Annotated in this window: 14 protein-coding genes; 12 read left to right on the top strand and 2 right to left on the bottom strand. The window is 45.7% G+C overall.

Annotation, left to right across the window (positions count from 1 at the left end; genetic code table 11):
- Positions 1 to 23: 23 nt before the first annotated feature.
- Together FA954_RS12825 and FA954_RS12820 are read right to left on the bottom strand one after the other, a co-directional pair.
- A complete protein-coding gene (locus tag FA954_RS12825; protein ID WP_052186758.1) occupies positions 24 to 956 on the bottom strand; it encodes a mechanosensitive ion channel family protein in 933 nt (310 codons plus the stop codon).
- A 34-nt stretch (positions 957 to 990) separates the two neighbouring features.
- A complete protein-coding gene (locus FA954_RS12820; RefSeq protein WP_037996171.1) occupies positions 991 to 1,968 on the bottom strand; it encodes a metal-dependent hydrolase in 978 nt (325 codons plus the stop codon).
- Positions 1,969 to 2,210: 242 nt separating this feature from the next.
- On the opposite strand from FA954_RS12820, the gene mutY reads away from it, so the two are divergent.
- From mutY to coxB, 12 genes are all read left to right on the top strand, one after another.
- Positions 2,211 to 3,314 carry an A/G-specific adenine glycosylase gene (mutY, locus tag FA954_RS12815; RefSeq protein ID WP_206760065.1) on the top strand — a complete coding sequence of 368 codons (1,104 nt, stop codon included), beginning with the start codon at positions 2,211 to 2,213 and terminating at the stop codon, positions 3,312 to 3,314.
- Positions 3,315 to 3,317: 3 nt separating this feature from the next.
- Positions 3,318 to 4,670: a VanW family protein gene (locus FA954_RS13910; protein ID WP_220214893.1), complete on the top strand. Its 1,353-nt coding sequence runs from the start codon at positions 3,318 to 3,320 to the stop codon at positions 4,668 to 4,670.
- Positions 4,671 to 5,128: 458 nt separating this feature from the next.
- Positions 5,129 to 5,818, top strand: a complete 690-nt coding sequence (locus tag FA954_RS12805) for a hypothetical protein (RefSeq protein ID WP_138615180.1) — start codon at positions 5,129 to 5,131, stop codon at positions 5,816 to 5,818.
- Positions 5,819 to 5,882: 64 nt separating this feature from the next.
- On the top strand, positions 5,883 to 6,326 hold the full coding sequence (locus FA954_RS12800; protein WP_082240699.1) for a GNAT family N-acetyltransferase: 444 nt from the start codon (positions 5,883 to 5,885) through the stop codon (positions 6,324 to 6,326).
- 686 nt (positions 6,327 to 7,012) lie between these two features.
- Complete coding sequence (proC, locus tag FA954_RS12795) at positions 7,013 to 7,843, top strand: pyrroline-5-carboxylate reductase (protein ID WP_037996166.1); 831 nt, start codon at positions 7,013 to 7,015, stop codon at positions 7,841 to 7,843.
- A 30-nt stretch (positions 7,844 to 7,873) separates the two neighbouring features.
- Complete coding sequence (locus FA954_RS12790) at positions 7,874 to 8,212, top strand: hypothetical protein (RefSeq protein WP_138615179.1); 339 nt, start codon at positions 7,874 to 7,876, stop codon at positions 8,210 to 8,212.
- 133 nt (positions 8,213 to 8,345) lie between these two features.
- Positions 8,346 to 8,870: a signal peptidase I gene (gene lepB, locus FA954_RS12785; RefSeq protein ID WP_049719594.1), complete on the top strand. Its 525-nt coding sequence runs from the start codon at positions 8,346 to 8,348 to the stop codon at positions 8,868 to 8,870.
- Between the two features lie 220 nt (positions 8,871 to 9,090).
- Entirely contained in the window at positions 9,091 to 9,870 is a 780-nt protein-coding gene (gene codY, locus FA954_RS12780) for a GTP-sensing pleiotropic transcriptional regulator CodY (protein WP_037996159.1), read from the top strand.
- Between the two features lie 167 nt (positions 9,871 to 10,037).
- Positions 10,038 to 11,819, top strand: coding sequence for an ABC transporter ATP-binding protein (locus tag FA954_RS12775; protein ID WP_052186753.1), 1,782 nt, complete (start codon positions 10,038 to 10,040; stop codon positions 11,817 to 11,819).
- Positions 11,820 to 11,831: 12 nt separating this feature from the next.
- Positions 11,832 to 12,242, top strand: coding sequence for an ATP-binding protein (locus tag FA954_RS12770; protein ID WP_037996158.1), 411 nt, complete (start codon positions 11,832 to 11,834; stop codon positions 12,240 to 12,242).
- Positions 12,243 to 12,672: 430 nt separating this feature from the next.
- Positions 12,673 to 13,623, top strand: a complete 951-nt coding sequence (cyoE, locus tag FA954_RS12765; RefSeq protein WP_231564613.1) for a heme o synthase — start codon at positions 12,673 to 12,675, stop codon at positions 13,621 to 13,623.
- A gap of 167 nt (positions 13,624 to 13,790) precedes the next feature.
- Entirely contained in the window at positions 13,791 to 14,744 is a 954-nt protein-coding gene (gene coxB / locus FA954_RS12760) for a cytochrome c oxidase subunit II (protein WP_049719596.1), read from the top strand.
- Positions 14,745 to 14,852: the final 108 nt, after the last annotated feature.

Genomic DNA, 14,852 nt, shown 5'->3' with positions numbered 1-14,852 from the left:
AAGGAGGGGCTGATTGTATTTCCTTACACTTCCAAGCCTTCTTTGACCAGTTTCGCTTCTTGTCCGTCTTCTAAGTGATATACCACACTGCGCGGATAAGCGAAGTCGATTTTGTATCTGTGCAAAACAAGAATGGTTTCTTTTCGGATCGCCCTTTCCAGTGCCCAAAATTGATCCGGTTCGCTGAGGGCGGTCAGAGTGAATGTGACCCCGCTTGCATCCATCGTGGTGATCCCCATGATTTCCGGTTCTTGAATCAGAGAAGAGGCAAACTTTTCTTGAATGTTTGCACAAACCTCTTCCAATGCTTCATTCACTTTTGACAAGTCGGATTCATAAGGAACCGTCACGTTGACAATGGCCCGCATCTGATCCCGGTTGTAATTTGTCACTTGGTTGATGTTACCGTTCGCGAGATAATGCAGCCGTTGGTTAAATTCACGAATTTTGGTGATGCGGAGGCCGACTTCTTCGACCGTTCCGCGGATTTGACCGTTGATTTCCACATAATCGCCGACTTCCAACTGTCCTTCGAAGATCATAAAAAATCCGCTGATGACATCCCGGATCAGATTTTGTGCCCCGAAACCGACCGCCAAGCCCAGAACCCCGGCACCGGCCAGCACAGGCAGCGGATCAAAGCCGAGATTGATTAAGATGGTGAGTGCGGATATAAAGTAAATGGCATAACGGGCAATGGATTTGATCAACTTGCGGAGGGTTTGCGCTTTTTTGGATTCCATCCGGCTGATGTCAAAAATTTTATCCACAATCCGGTCGACAAAGCGAAGTGCCACGATCGTCAAAACAACGATGAGCGCAATTTGACCGGCTGGAAGGACAATGTAAGACATCGGATCTTCAATCATCCGGGTCAACAGGGTTTTGGTTTGCACTGCCAATTCCCCGGCGGCCGCAATTTGTGTATTCAATGTTTGTTCCGTTATTCCATTCATTCTTTTACTTCTCCTCCGGTTTCATCAAGCGAATTTATGAAATGAATTGTTTTGTTTTTTTATCTAATTGTTCTCTGCTCATCCAACCAACATAAGCGTAAAAGATCTGGTGTTGATGGTCAAGTAAAGCAATGGCAAAAAAGGGATAATGCCTTTTATAATGGTACCGGACGTCCAGCCAGCGGACTTCATAACCGTAGGGACGTTCAAAGACTTTGGGATATCCGTAAGAAGTAAAAGAAAGGAAAGCACGGATGGGTTCGGCCTTTTTCGATTCCTTGACGGCCGGATGAAGCATATCTTTGGTCGGAAAACGGCCGGTCCAATGGATTCGTTTACTCCGAATTTCACCCACTTTTGCCATTTCCGGGGTTTCAACGATCAAATTCCACACATTCCAGCGAAAAGTGGGGGTCAGAGTGTATCTGCCGAGCACATTGACTTGTTTTTGTGCCATCCGGAGCAGATTTCGCTGTTGCCAAAACCGGAGCGCAATATAACCGGCGATTGCCAAATAGACCAGAAGGAAGATTTTTCCGCTTTGAGCCGGCCATATCCACCACAAGGCAAATCCGGCCAGATGAAGGGAGAAAATGAAAGGATCAAAGATGTTCAAAACGTTAAAAGCCACCCAGTTTCTGGATAACGGACGGAACGCCTGGGTTCCGTAGGAATTAAACAAATCAATAAAGATATGGATAAAGACGGCAAGAAAGCTCCATAAAAACGTGTGTAACACATTTATTTCCGGTAGCAGAAGAAAAAGCCCAAGGGTGATGAGACCGGGCCAAACCAAAAGCATTGGCAATGAATGGCTGAATCCCCGGTGATTCCGGATATATTTGGCATTCCCTTTCAGGCGGTAAAGCGTATCGATATCCGGTATTTCAGATCCGATCACGGTTGCCAACAGCACCGATTTCATTGTTTCAGGATCGGTTGTGACCGCCGGATCCAATTGAGCCAATCCGAAAAGTCCCACCCCCATCACAAAATGGGTTCCTGTATCCATTCTTAGACCCCCCTCCGGGACAGACTGAACAAATTTTATCAGATTTTTATAATGAAAAGATTGACGTAATCGATAAAATTTATTTTAATAAAGCAACTACTGTCCATAGTTTAAAGGAACGTTAAAATTCATTTATACAAATTGGGGTCAGGTCGTGTATGATGTTAATAACAGGATTTTCTGTATCATCTCATTCAGATTATAACCTTTGGAACCGAATTCATGCTAAAGGAGGACACTGATTGCCAAAAAGTCGCGATATTGATAAACATTTATCCATCAGTGAAGAAAAACGACATACTATTCAGACACAATTACTGGCGTGGTACGGACAAAACAAGAGAGATTTGCCGTGGCGAAAAAACAAAGACCCTTACCGAATCTGGGTTTCCGAAATCATGCTGCAACAAACCCGCGTCGATACGGTGATCCCTTATTTTGAACGGTTTATGAAGCTGTTTCCCACGGTGGAAGATCTGGCCAATGCCCCCGAAGAACAAGTGCTGAAGGCTTGGGAAGGTTTGGGCTATTATTCGCGTGTACGAAATTTGCACCAAGCCGCCAAGCAAATCGTTCATGAAGGCGATGGGAAAATCCCTTCAGATAAAAAATCCATTTTAAAATTAAAAGGAATTGGCACTTATACCGCCGGAGCGGTGTTAAGCATTGCGTTTGACCAAAAAATTCCGGCTGTGGACGGGAACGTGATGCGCGTTTTTTCCCGTTTGTTTGCCATCGAAGAGGATATTGCATCCGGCACCACCCGGAAAAAGATGGAGTCTCTGGTGGAGCGTGTCATGCCGGAAGAAGCCCCGGGGGATTTCAACCAGGCGTTGATGGATTTGGGGGCAACCATTTGCACTCCGGTATCACCCGGCTGCTTGCTCTGTCCGGTTCGTTCGGTGTGTGAAGCCTATGAAAAAGGGATGGAAGAACAACTTCCGGTCAAAAAAAAGGCAAAACCGCCGGTGCAACAAGAGATGGTGATGGTCTTTTTTCAACATCAAAACTTGTTTATCGGGGAGAAAAGGCCTGAACAAGGATTGCTTGCCGGGCTTTGGGGTTTGCCGACCTTTGAGATCCCCAAAGGAGATCATCATTTGACAATCATAGAAAAATTTTGCAAAGAAAATCGAATACCTGCTTTAAATTATATAATCAAAGGAGAATTTCAACATGTTTTCAGCCATCGCCATTGGAAGGTGACGGTGGTGGAAGTGGAGCTTAAAAATACCGGCTTTGATTTGCCAACGTCATGGTCATGGCTGGAAAAAGAGAAAAGAGAAGAAAAAACCTGGGCCAATGTTTACCACAAAGCGTTTAAAACAGAACGAAAAAAAGTCTGACGGATGGATGATAAAAGGGAGAGTGTGATTGTGGAGGAAAAAGAGAAGAAGCATGAGGAACATTCCTCTGAAACAAAATCTGAGTTGGAGATCCGTGTGGATGATGGAAAGAAGCCGGAAGGGACAGGAAGCGGAGAGCAGCAGGCATTTGGCGATCCGGGGGCATTTTCCCCGACCGGGGCTGAAGAGCATGCAAAGGCTGAACAAGCCCATGCGAAACCGGAAGCAATGAGCAATGAGCAAAACAAACCAAATGAGAAAGCGGACGGGACCCCGGCCGGCGTGCCGCAGGAAAGAGGAATCCGGGAAAGGATCAAGAGTGAAATCAAAAACACTCCCCGTCCCAAAAAGATTTTGGTGAGCACCATCATCGCATCCATGACGGTGGTGGCGATCCTGGGCTTTGGTGTTTACGGTCCGGCAGGGACGACGGAAGAAGTTGCTGCGGTTCAAACGGAGGAAGAAAAGAAAGATCCGGCCAAACTGATTTTGCAACATGAGGACAAAAAATACGAGTTGGATTTGTGGCAATTGGGTTATGATGGAAAAAGTCCGGAAAGTGTGGATATGAAAAAATTAACCGAATGGTTGGACAGCGTCCGCAAGGAAGTGCGTGTCGAACCGAAGAATGCCCGGTTTGAGAACAACCGTTGGGGGGAGACCCTGATCAAGGGAGAATACGGAGAAGACATGGATGTGGAAAAAATGAAGGAATGGCTGAATAATTGGCATGCTTCCTTGAATCAACCGTATACGATCCCCATGGTTGAGGTGAAACCGGAGGTGACCAGCAATGATTTGCGCCAAGTGGATAAAAATTTGATCGGAAGCTACACCACCAAATTCAACCCAGGAAACGTCAACCGGACCACGAATATGCAGCTGGCCTCCAATGAGATTCATAATTTGGTCATGTTGCCCGGCGAAAAATTTTCATTCAACCAAGTGGTGGGAGAGCGCACTGAAGCAAGAGGATATAAAACCGCTCACGTGATTGTCAAAGGAGAATATACCGAAGGCATTGGCGGAGGCATTTGCCAAGTCTCTTCCACGTTATACAACAGTACGGACCGTGCCGGATTGAAAATGTTGAGAGTGGTCCATCACAGTGCAGATGTCGATTATGTGCCCAAAGGCCGGGATGCCACGGTTTCATGGGGCGGTCCGGATTTCCGCTTCCAAAACAATCTGGATGCTCCGATTCTTTTGAGGATCTTTATCAACGGCGGGGAACTGACGGCAAATGTTTATACGGTTCCCGGAGCCAAAGTGAAAAAGCGCAATGTGGCGCCGGCACCCGAATCCTTTACGGAAGTGGTCGTTGATCAGAGCGGAAAGGAAGTGCCGCAGTCTTAAACAAAAAACACCCTTCGGCCAAGATGAACGGGTCAAAGGGTGTTTTTTGTTCAGCCGGTTGGTTTTCATCCAACATGGCCGTGTCGGAAATAAGCACCAGATCGCATTGAAAACGTTTTTTTGTATCTCTGTAAACAAGGGATGAGATGAGGACTGCCGATTTCTTCTTCTCCTTCAATCAGGAATTTCACATTCACGGGAAGACGTCCCTGCAAGACGAATTCAGAGGCTGACGCTGACCCGGGTGGTCAGTCCTTTTTGCTTATGGAACAACTGCGCGGCATGCATGATTTATACCGGTTATGCACCAAAGTGAATCCGCAAGGAATGCGTTTTGCAAATCACAACAAAAATAAAAAGATCTGGAAAAAAGTGATTGAAAGAAGAGGGGGCAGGATAAAATAAAGAAAAAGGAAAATTTTGCTGTTTTCTGAGTGTTCCGGCGGGGGTGGTAAGTGATGAAACATGTGTCTGTGGGGGTTCGCAAGCATTGGTTTTTATGGGTATTCCGCGGGTCGGCTCTTCTTCATTTTGTCACCGTTCTTTTTGTCATGTTCGTTCTTTTCCAACTGTCTCAGGGGTCCTGGCTCAGACGGTTTCGTTTTATGCAGGCGAATGAGGTCCTGGTGACGATCTCCTGGATTAGCATTCTGATTGCCGTTTTGTCCATTCTGGCCGTTTTCACCATCTTGTTGTTCACCCTCGACCGGCAATATCGCGTGATTTTGCAGTGGGGTTGGTTTATTCAATTGATGGGCAGCCTTTCCTTATTCATCCATGTCTTTATACAAATGTTTGTCTATCCATTGCTGATGAAAATGGCTTGGGAGACAACCAATCCGCTCTTGTTTCATCATCTGGATGATTGGGAACATTTACTTGTCCCCGCGATCAGCGTCTTTGTCCCCTCTTGTTGGGCCGTCGGCGGGTTGATCTATACCGCCGTGATGTTCCGGTCATCGGGCCTTTCCCGCTTGCTTCATTGGTGGTCGTTGCTGGTTTGGGTCATGGTTCTGACCGGGGCGGTCTTGGTGCGGTGGGTCGGTTCTGCGGTGGTTTTCTGGCAGGGGGCTGCCATCCTTTTGTTTGTCCCGTGGCTTTGGTATGCGGCTGAAGATATGAATCCGATTGGAAATGAAATGGATTGAAATAAAATTAGTTCTTGAGGTAAAATAAATAAGCCGAGAATGGGATCTGAAGCGGGGGGAAAAAATGATACGCTTACGTTCTTTTCGATTGTCAGATGTACATGATGTATCAAACATTTGGCAAATGACAGCTTCTCGCGAGCAGGAAAAAGAAACGTTGCAAGTGTTGGCGGAACAAATCAGCTTGGACCGGGATTTGGTGATCGTGGCTGAAGAAGAAGGAACAGTGGTTGGTGCGATTGTTGGTACGATTGATCAACAAACGGGCTTTTTTTATTGTCTGGCTGTCCATCCTGACCATCAAAAGAGAAAAATTGGCACCATGTTGGTCCGTGAGTTGGAACATCGTTTTTGGAAAAAAGGAGTCAAAAGGATTTGGATCACAGTCGATGAAGGAACGAAAAAACTGCTCCCATTTTATCAACATCTCGGCTATACCAATAGTTGCTCCACTCGCTTGGAAAAAGAGTTGTATTCTGTCTTTCAAAGGCGTCAAACCGTTTCATAATTTTTTATGCTTTGAGTTTCTGCCGAAAGGCAGAGATTTTTTTGTGTCCAAATCCTTTTTTGGACCCCAAGCCTATTTAAGGATATCTGTTTTAAGTTAAGATTACTACACTTTGAATGCGCTTTCAAATTAAAATTATTTGAACGGTTTATTTTTTTGCCTGTTCCGCTTTTTTGAAAAGATGAACCGGCTTTCTTGTTTTGTTTTTGTTATGTAAATTTTAATGATTCATCAAAAAATTATTAAATGTGTTTGAATGAATGCATTTGCTTTTTGCTTTCTCTTTTCTGCAAGCTCAAAACGGTTGCCGGGGTGGGGGCCGGGCCGTGATCTCCGGTTGACATCCCGATCGCAATGATTCATAATAGTTAGCAGAATTTCATGATCAGTGAGAAAAAACCGTTCGTACAACCGATATATGTTGGAAACGCGATGACGAGGGCCAGTAAAACATGACAAGCCGTACAGAGAGTAAAGCCCGCCGGTTGAGAGGCTTTGCCGGTGTTGTCTGTTTGAACCCACCCTTGTATGCGGAAGATGATGAATCTATCCGGGTTTTCCCGTTACAGATAAAAAGCCGGGCACAATGGATGTGCCAACAAAGGTGGTACCGCGGAAGACAAACCTCTTTCGTCCTTTAGGCGAAAAGAGGTTTTTTATTTTGAAACAAAGAGGAGGGATTTTTGATGCTTGCACACAAGACCATCGGGTTTATCGGCGCCGGATCCATGGCGGAAGCGATTTTGGAAGGGCTGATCACGGAGAAGAAGGTGAAGCCGCATCAAGTGAGCATGGTGAACCGGCAAAACCGCACGCGCATCAAAGAAATATGTCAAAAATACGGGCTTGATTGGACGAAGCAAAGCGAAGAAAATGTGGCCGGGGCAGAGATTGTGATTCTTGCGGTAAAACCCAAAGATACGGTCGAAGTGTTGAAAAAATGGGGAGAGCGTTTACAGGACGGACAAATTTTAATCTCTGCGGTGGCGGGAATCACCACGGAATTCATTGATAATTATTTACAAAATCGCGTTTCGGTGATGCGGGTGATGCCAAACACCTCTTGCCGGGTGGGGCGATCGGCCACGGCGATGAGCAAGGGAAGCCGGGCGACCCGGGAAGCGGTTGAGATCACAAGAGAGATTTTTTCCACTATCGGCTTGGTGGTCATGGTGGAAGAAGCTTTGATGGATGCCGTGACGGGCCTGTCGGGAAGTGGTCCGGCTTATATCTATACCATGACGGAAGCCATGGAGTCTGCCGGGGTATCGGCCGGTTTGGATCCGGAAACAGCCCGGATCTTAACGGTTCAAACTTTGCTGGGAGCGGCACATATGCTCATGGAAAGCGGAAAAAATGCCAGGCAGTTGTGTGAAGAAGTCACATCTCCCGGAGGCACCACCATGGCCGGTTTGCAGGCATTAAGGGATTATCGCTTTGACGAAGCGGTGAAAGCGGCCGTGCTGAAGGCGGCGAAGCGGGCCGGTGAATTGGGCAAACAACATGCTTCTTATTGAAATGTTGAGAGTCCATGACAAGGCGGGTTCATGGACTCTTTTTCATGCCGGAGTCCGGTTTTCCCTGAAGTTGATTTTGTAAGGGATTTTTCTTTATTACAGAAAAAAATTAAATTCAGAGTTTTGGGTGTTTTATTTTATGTTATTTTTGGAAATAAAAAGACTAGAAACTTCATTGAGAGGAATGGAAAAGAGCCAAAAAAGACGGTGATGCCATCGGAGGAGCGGATGATAAAACTGCGTGTTTTTGGGTGTATTTGCCAAAAATACGTCATTTTGTTAACAAATGTTGGGTTTATGCTTGCAATTGACAGGGGAAAAGTGGTAGAACAAGATGATGTGAGTGAAAATTCCTTGGTTTGGCAATAGGTTTCTTTTTTAAAAAAAAAGATTCATTCTTTGTCTTCACCGTGTCGTCAGAAACCTTTTGCTCCGCGTCTGCTTCCTTCCGGTATCACCGGTACCTTGCGAGAATTGGGGGTAGATGATGGAGTGAATGAACATGGACTTGGTGAAACGATTGTATAAATGGGTGTTTGTGCTCATTTATGCAATCTTGTTTTCCTGGGCGGTCAACCATTACGGGATTGCACTATCCGTTGTGAACGGGACATCAATGAAGCCGACACTTCATGACGGGGACTATCTCCTTGTGAACAAATTTACATTCTTGTGGAATGAACCAAAACGGGGAGATATCGTCACGTTTCAAGATCCATCCAATCCCGGGCGTTATTTGGTGAAAAGGGTGGTGGGTGTCGGAGGGGACATCATTGAAGTGAAAAATGGATATTTATACCTGAACGGGAAAAAAGCAGTCGAAGAGTATATTGACACCAAGATCGAAGACGGGGATTTCGGACCCGTCCGGGTAAAGCCGGGGACAGTATTCGTCATGGGAGATAACCGGCACCGGTATGCCAGCAAAGACAGCCGTTATGAAAGCGTGGGATTTGTTCCCTGCGAATTGATCAATGGAAAAGTGGAACGGATCTTATGGCGGTCTTTGTCCGGTTCTTCCCTTTAAAGCCATAAAGGAAACAATTTGGAATAGGTATAAAAGTCGAAAATTGTTCACAGAATTGAAATTGCGTAATTGCTTAAATGTCGCATAATAGGTAAGTGTTTACTTTTATTGATTTTCCCCGGAATTCAATCCCGTTAAAAATAACCCGTCTTTTGGACGGTCAAAAGGACGGCCCATAAACATACAAGAATCAAAGAAAATGAACTTGGAGGTTATGGATATGGATCTATTGAACAAAACACGACGCATTTCCAAAATTTTGCAAAGAAACGCAGGTCACAACCTGGTGGATTTTGATGAGGTTGCAGAAGCGCTTTGTGACATTATCGGCGCCAACATCTATGTCGTCGGGCCTGAAGGAAAACTGTTGGGAATGGCGATCAACCATGACGTCGAGAATGAACGGATGAATCAGTATTTGAAAACCCGTGAATTCCCGCCGGAATATGCAAAATTGCTCATGGAAGTTGACAAATCCATGACAAACGTGGATGTGGACAGCCCGTACACGGCTTATCCGACTGAAATGAAAGAGATGTTCAAAAACGGGTACACCACGATTGTTCCGATCATGGGTGGCGGTGACCACTTGGGAACATTGGTATTGTCCCGTCTGAACAATAAATTTGAAGAAGACGATTTGATCTTGGCAGAGTATGGGGCAACCGTCGTGGGAATGGAAATTTTGCGTGAGCGTGCCGGCCAAGTTGAAGAGGAAGCACGGAGCCGTGCGGTTGTACAGCTGGCCATCAACTCCCTGTCCTTCAGCGAGTTGGAAGCGGCTGAACACATTTTCAACGAATTGGATGGCATGGAAGGGCTCTTGGTCGCAAGCAAAATTGCCGACCGTGTGGGAATTACACGTTCCGTCATCGTAAATGCTCTGCGCAAACTGGAAAGTGCCGGGGTTGTGGAATCCCGTTCATTGGGAATGAAAGGAACCTACATCAAAATCCTGAATCCGAAATTGTTGCCGGCTTTGGAAAAAGCCCGTCACTGATGGATAAAACACCGGTCCCTTGTTCAAGGGGCCGGTGTTTTTTGCCATGTATGTTTTGCAATGGTTGTCTGTACGGACGAAAGGGGAGATCTTCCCCTTATTGGTGATCCGATTCTTGTACCCTGTTATAATAGAAGTCAGTTCTTAACATACAGGGGTTGAAAGAAATGGGTAGCATGAAGCGATATCTTCAATTTGTCAAGCCATATTGGAAAGAAATCACTCTGACGATGATCATCGGGATCGTGAAGTTCGGGATTCCGTTGCTTCTTCCACTGCTTTTGAAATATGTGGTGGATGATTTGCTTTTGTCATCGTTGCCGGCTCAGGATAAGATACAAAAATTGATGTGGGTGATGTTGGCGGCCCTTTTTGTGTTCACGGTGATCAGAATTCCGGTGGAATATTTCCGGCAATACTTTGCCCAATGGACTGCAAGCAAAGTATTATTTGACATACGCAACAAACTTTTTGATCATATTCAAAAGTTATCCTTGCGGTATTACCAAAATCACAAAGTGGGGCAAATCATTTCCCGGGTCATTCACGATGTGGAACAAACCAAAGAATTTGTGATTACCGGCATGATGAATATCTGGCTGGATTTATCCACCCTGCTTATTGCCGTCGGTTTCATGCTTTGGCTGGATCCGTGGATGACACTGATTTCTTTGTCAGTCTTTCCGTTGTATGCCATCTCCGTCAAGTACTTCTTCCAAAATATGCGAAGAACCACCAAAGAGCGTTCACAGGCTTTGGCTGAATTGCAAGGGCATTTGCATGAGCGGGTCCAAGGCATTTCAGTCATCCGTGCGTTCCATTTGGAAAATCACGAACAGAAACAGTTTGAACAGCGAAACCGGCATTTCTTGGACAAAGCCCTCAACCAAACCCGCTGGGTGGCCAAAACGTTTGCAGCCATCAATACCATCACCGATCTGGCCCCCATTCTGGTGATTGGCGTGTCCGGTTACCTGGTGGTTCAAGGACGGCTGACCATTGGTGAAATGACGGCTTTTTACGGATACATGGGATTGATTTACAACCCGATCCGGCGCTTGGTGAACTCTTCAACCACACTGACCCAGGCTTTTGCATCGATGGACCGGGTGTTTGAGTTTGTGGATGAGCCTTATGACATCACCGATTTGCCGGATGCTAAAAACGTTGAACGGGTTAAGGGGGAAATTATCTTTGACCATGTCAGTTTCCGTTACCACGAGAATCAGGATTATGTGTTGGAAGACATTGATCTGAAAATCGCTCCGGGACAAACCGTTGCATTGGTGGGTCCAAGCGGCGGAGGAAAATCATCTTTTATTTCCCTGATTCCGCGTTTCTATGATGTCGATCAAGGACAAATCCGCATCGATGGCCGTGACGTCCGCTCTTTTACTTTAAACAGTTTGCGGAAACAAATCGGGATGGTTTTGCAAGAAAACATCTTGTTCAGCGGGACGGTCAGCGAAAATATCCGGCTGGGAAAAGTGGATGCATCCTTTGATGAAATTGTTGAGGCGGCCAAAGCGGCCAATGCCCATGACTTTATCCAAGAGCTTCCCCAAGGGTACGATACTGAAATTGGCGAACGGGGCATTAAATTGTCAGGAGGGCAAAGGCAGCGGATTGCGCTTGCCCGTGTCTTTTTGAAAGACCCGTCCATTCTGATTTTGGATGAAGCAACCTCGGCACTGGATTTGCAAACGGAGCACTTAATCCAGGAATCTTTGGAGCGTTTGGCCAAAGACCGCACCACTTTGATCGTTGCCCACCGCTTGTCGACGATTACCCATGCCGACCAGATTTTTGTCATTGACCATGGCCGGTTGATCGAACACGGCACACATGATGAATTGATGCGCCGAAACGGCAAATATGCCGAGCTTTACCGGGTGCAAAACTTCGACCACGGGACATCGGCGGAAGCGGACCGGAAGCTTACCACGTGATGGAGGGGAAACATGCAGAAAAGATTTGAGATCCATGCAGAAGAGGATATTTTCCACATACGGAGTGAAGTGAGGGAAATGGCAAAGGAAATCGGTTTTGACGAACTGGAACAATCGCGGATTGTCCAGTCCATGTCGGAATTGGCCCAAAATGTGGTGCAATATGCTGACAAGGGGATTTTGACCATTTCCCCGGTAAAGGAAGAAGGGGGACGCAAAGGGTTGAAGATTCAAGTCCGTGACGAAGGGCCGGGATTAAACAACCTGGAAGAATTGGCAAAAGGAAAAGCCCGGCAAGTCGGGGAAACTTCCGGCCTTCAGCATGTATATATGCTGATGGATGAGTTAAGGCAAATTCCGGTTGAATCCGGCACTTGCCTCGAAGCGGTCAAATGGTTGAAAAACAAACCCATTATTTCATAATCCACCCATTAAAAAACCTTATTTTGGATAAGCCGGCCATTTGGTTTCCATTGCCGTTGCAGGCCGGGAAAAATGTTCACAAATATGTCATCTTCCGCTTGGAACAATCGATTAGACTAATGAGTGAAAAGGTTTTTTGCAGAAAAAAGGGCCGCGAGGGCAATAATAAAAAATGAAGGAAACTGTTTGATCGCACGGCAGCGCTTTTACCTGCTCTTGCACGAAGGGGTTCTATCATCTAAAATGATGATGGTAATTAGGCAAAAAGTATCTCTTTTTTTGCAACATGCCCGAGAAAGAGAACAAAAGAGCATGTAAAGGAATTTGTGTTTTTTTCTTTGTTTGTATTATGTTAAATTATATTGTTCCCTTTCTTCAACAGTCATTTCCAGTTGAAGATGGTTTCTTGGTAGAAAGGAGGTTTGTACGGGTGAACCATACTGTGTCCGAGCAAACCGCATCTGAGCAGATGTTAGATTCTGTGGAATCGAAAAATAAAGCCTCCTGGCGTGATTATATAGAAATTACGAAACCGGGGATTAATAAGAGTAATTTGATTGCCACGTTTGCAGGGTATTTTGTAGCGGCGGGATTGACGGATTTGAATCTGGTCACTTTGATCCTGACTTTGCTCGGAACCGCACTTACGATTGCAGGCAGTTGCACATTGAACAATTTTATCGACCGGGACATTGACCCGTTGATGGAACGTACCAAGAGCCGCCCGGTGGCTGACGGAAGAATCAAACCGGCTACCGCTTTATGGTATGGTCTGACATTAACCCTTTTGGGACTCATGTTATTGGCTGTCGGTGTGAACATTCTTGCTGCATTTGTTGCATTTATCGGGGTAATGGTATATGTTTTGATTTATAGTTTATGGTTAAAAAGAACCAGTACTTTAAACACAGTGGTTGGCGGGATTTCAGGAGCTGTTCCGCCGATGATCGGTTGGGTTGCGGCCAATCCGGCCATCGATTTGAATGCTTGGGCACTCTTTCTCATTTTGTTTATGTGGCAACCTCCTCACTTTTTTGCCCTTGCGATGCGGCGTGTGGAAGAGTACCGTCAGGCAGGAGTTCCGATGTTGCCGGTCGTCAAAGGGTTTCATGAGACCAAGAAACAAACACTGTTCTTTACGATTCTTTTGCTCCCTTCTTCTTATTTGTTGTTTTACACAGGGACTTTGGGTTGGTTTTATCTGATTGTGTCACTTGTGCTGGGTGGGATTTATGTCGTTTTATCCATCCGCGGCTTTTCTGCAAAAGATGATATCAAGTGGGCAAATCAGATGTTTTTTTATTCTTTGATTTACTTGACGGTGATTTTGCTTTCGATGGTGATCGATGTTTTGATTCGTGATTTGATGCGCATTTTATAAATACGATACAGTGCTTATCATGAGCTTGATATAAATAGATTTGATGCACTGTGAAAATGATTGGTCCGGCTTCGGTTGATCGGGGTCGGATCAACCTTACAGAAAGCGAGGTAGGAAATGTGGTGAGTCGAAAAGGCGCATGGCGAGTATTAAGTTTATTCGCACTTATGTCTCTGGCTCTCACTGGATGTTCCGGGGTTGACGGGTTCAGTGTTTTGAAACCGAAAGGGACATCAGGTGAGATGTCGCTTGATATGATTAAATTAGCCTTATTCATCATGTTGGGCGTCTTTGCTGTCGTTATATCCATCTATATTTACGTGCTGATCCGGTACAGAAAACGGAAAGGCAAAGATGTGATGCCGGAACAAGTTCATGGAAACAATGTTCTGGAAATCGTCTGGACTGCTATTCCGATCATTTTGCTTACGATATTGGCAATTCCGACGGTCAAATACACGTTTAACATGTCGGAAATAAAAGCTTCGGAAGACTCCCTCACGGTAAAGGTGACGGGGTATCAGTATTGGTGGGAGTTTCAGTACCCTGACCTGGGAATCAAAACAGCCCAAGAGCTACATATCCCGGTAGGGAAAAAAGTGAATTTGATTATTGAAGGAAAAGATGTTCTGCACTCCTTCTGGGTACCCGCGCTCAGCGGAAAAGTGGACGTCGTTCCAGGACGCACAAACACCTTGCCGTTGGATGCGAAAGAACCGGGTGTTTATCAAGGGAAATGTGCAGAATTGTGTGGAGCGGGCCATGCTTTAATGGACTTTAAAGTGATCGCTCAAGAAGAAAGCGACTTTAACAAATGGGTGGCACAAATGCAACAACCGTCCACCGTTCAAACCGCCCAGCAAAAACAAGGGGAAGCATTGTTCAACCAAAACTGTCTGGGTTGTCATGCCGGAACAAACAAAAACATCAAAGGTCCGGATTTGACCAAGTTTGGAACACGTTCCACCATTGCAGGGATTTTGCCGCATGACGAAGAGAATCTGAAAAAATGGCTGAAAGACCCGACTGCGGTGAAACCGGGTGCGCAAATGCCGAAAATTGACTATTTAGAACCGCAAGAAATGGAAGCGCTTGTGGAGTATTTGATGAGCAGAAAATAACTTTTCACACATCGTATCGTAACGGATCACGTTAGAAGGAGGGAACACCATGGGTACGCTCTTAATATTGATCGTCTTTGCTCTTTTCATATGGGCGATCTTTACGGG

The organism is Thermoactinomyces vulgaris, from assembly GCF_005886755.1.
Taxonomy (GTDB): domain Bacteria; phylum Bacillota; class Bacilli; order Thermoactinomycetales; family Thermoactinomycetaceae; genus Thermoactinomyces; species Thermoactinomyces vulgaris.
The sequence above is the reverse complement of the archived record's forward strand: the minus strand, read 5'-3'. Positions and strand labels throughout refer to the sequence as shown.

Excerpts from the sequence above, each read along its gene's own strand:
- coxB (WP_049719596.1), top strand. The coding sequence starts at position 13,791 with ATGTCTCTGGCTCTCACTGGATGTTCCGGGGTTGACGGGTTCAGTGTT.
- FA954_RS12770 (WP_037996158.1), top strand. The coding sequence starts at position 11,832 with ATGCAGAAAAGATTTGAGATCCATGCAGAAGAGGATATTTTCCACATA.
- codY (WP_037996159.1), top strand. The coding sequence starts at position 9,091 with ATGGATCTATTGAACAAAACACGACGCATTTCCAAAATTTTGCAAAGA.
- FA954_RS12825 (WP_052186758.1), bottom strand. The coding sequence starts at position 956 with ATGAATGGAATAACGGAACAAACATTGAATACACAAATTGCGGCCGCC.
- FA954_RS12820 (WP_037996171.1), bottom strand. The coding sequence starts at position 1,968 with ATGGATACAGGAACCCATTTTGTGATGGGGGTGGGACTTTTCGGATTG.
- FA954_RS13910 (WP_220214893.1), top strand. The coding sequence starts at position 3,318 with ATGGATGATAAAAGGGAGAGTGTGATTGTGGAGGAAAAAGAGAAGAAG.
- lepB (WP_049719594.1), top strand. The coding sequence starts at position 8,346 with ATGGACTTGGTGAAACGATTGTATAAATGGGTGTTTGTGCTCATTTAT.
- FA954_RS12800 (WP_082240699.1), top strand. The coding sequence starts at position 5,883 with ATGATACGCTTACGTTCTTTTCGATTGTCAGATGTACATGATGTATCA.
- proC (WP_037996166.1), top strand. The coding sequence starts at position 7,013 with ATGCTTGCACACAAGACCATCGGGTTTATCGGCGCCGGATCCATGGCG.
- FA954_RS12775 (WP_052186753.1), top strand. The coding sequence starts at position 10,038 with ATGGGTAGCATGAAGCGATATCTTCAATTTGTCAAGCCATATTGGAAA.
- FA954_RS12805 (WP_138615180.1), top strand. The coding sequence starts at position 5,129 with ATGAAACATGTGTCTGTGGGGGTTCGCAAGCATTGGTTTTTATGGGTA.
- FA954_RS12790 (WP_138615179.1), top strand. The coding sequence starts at position 7,874 with ATGGACTCTTTTTCATGCCGGAGTCCGGTTTTCCCTGAAGTTGATTTT.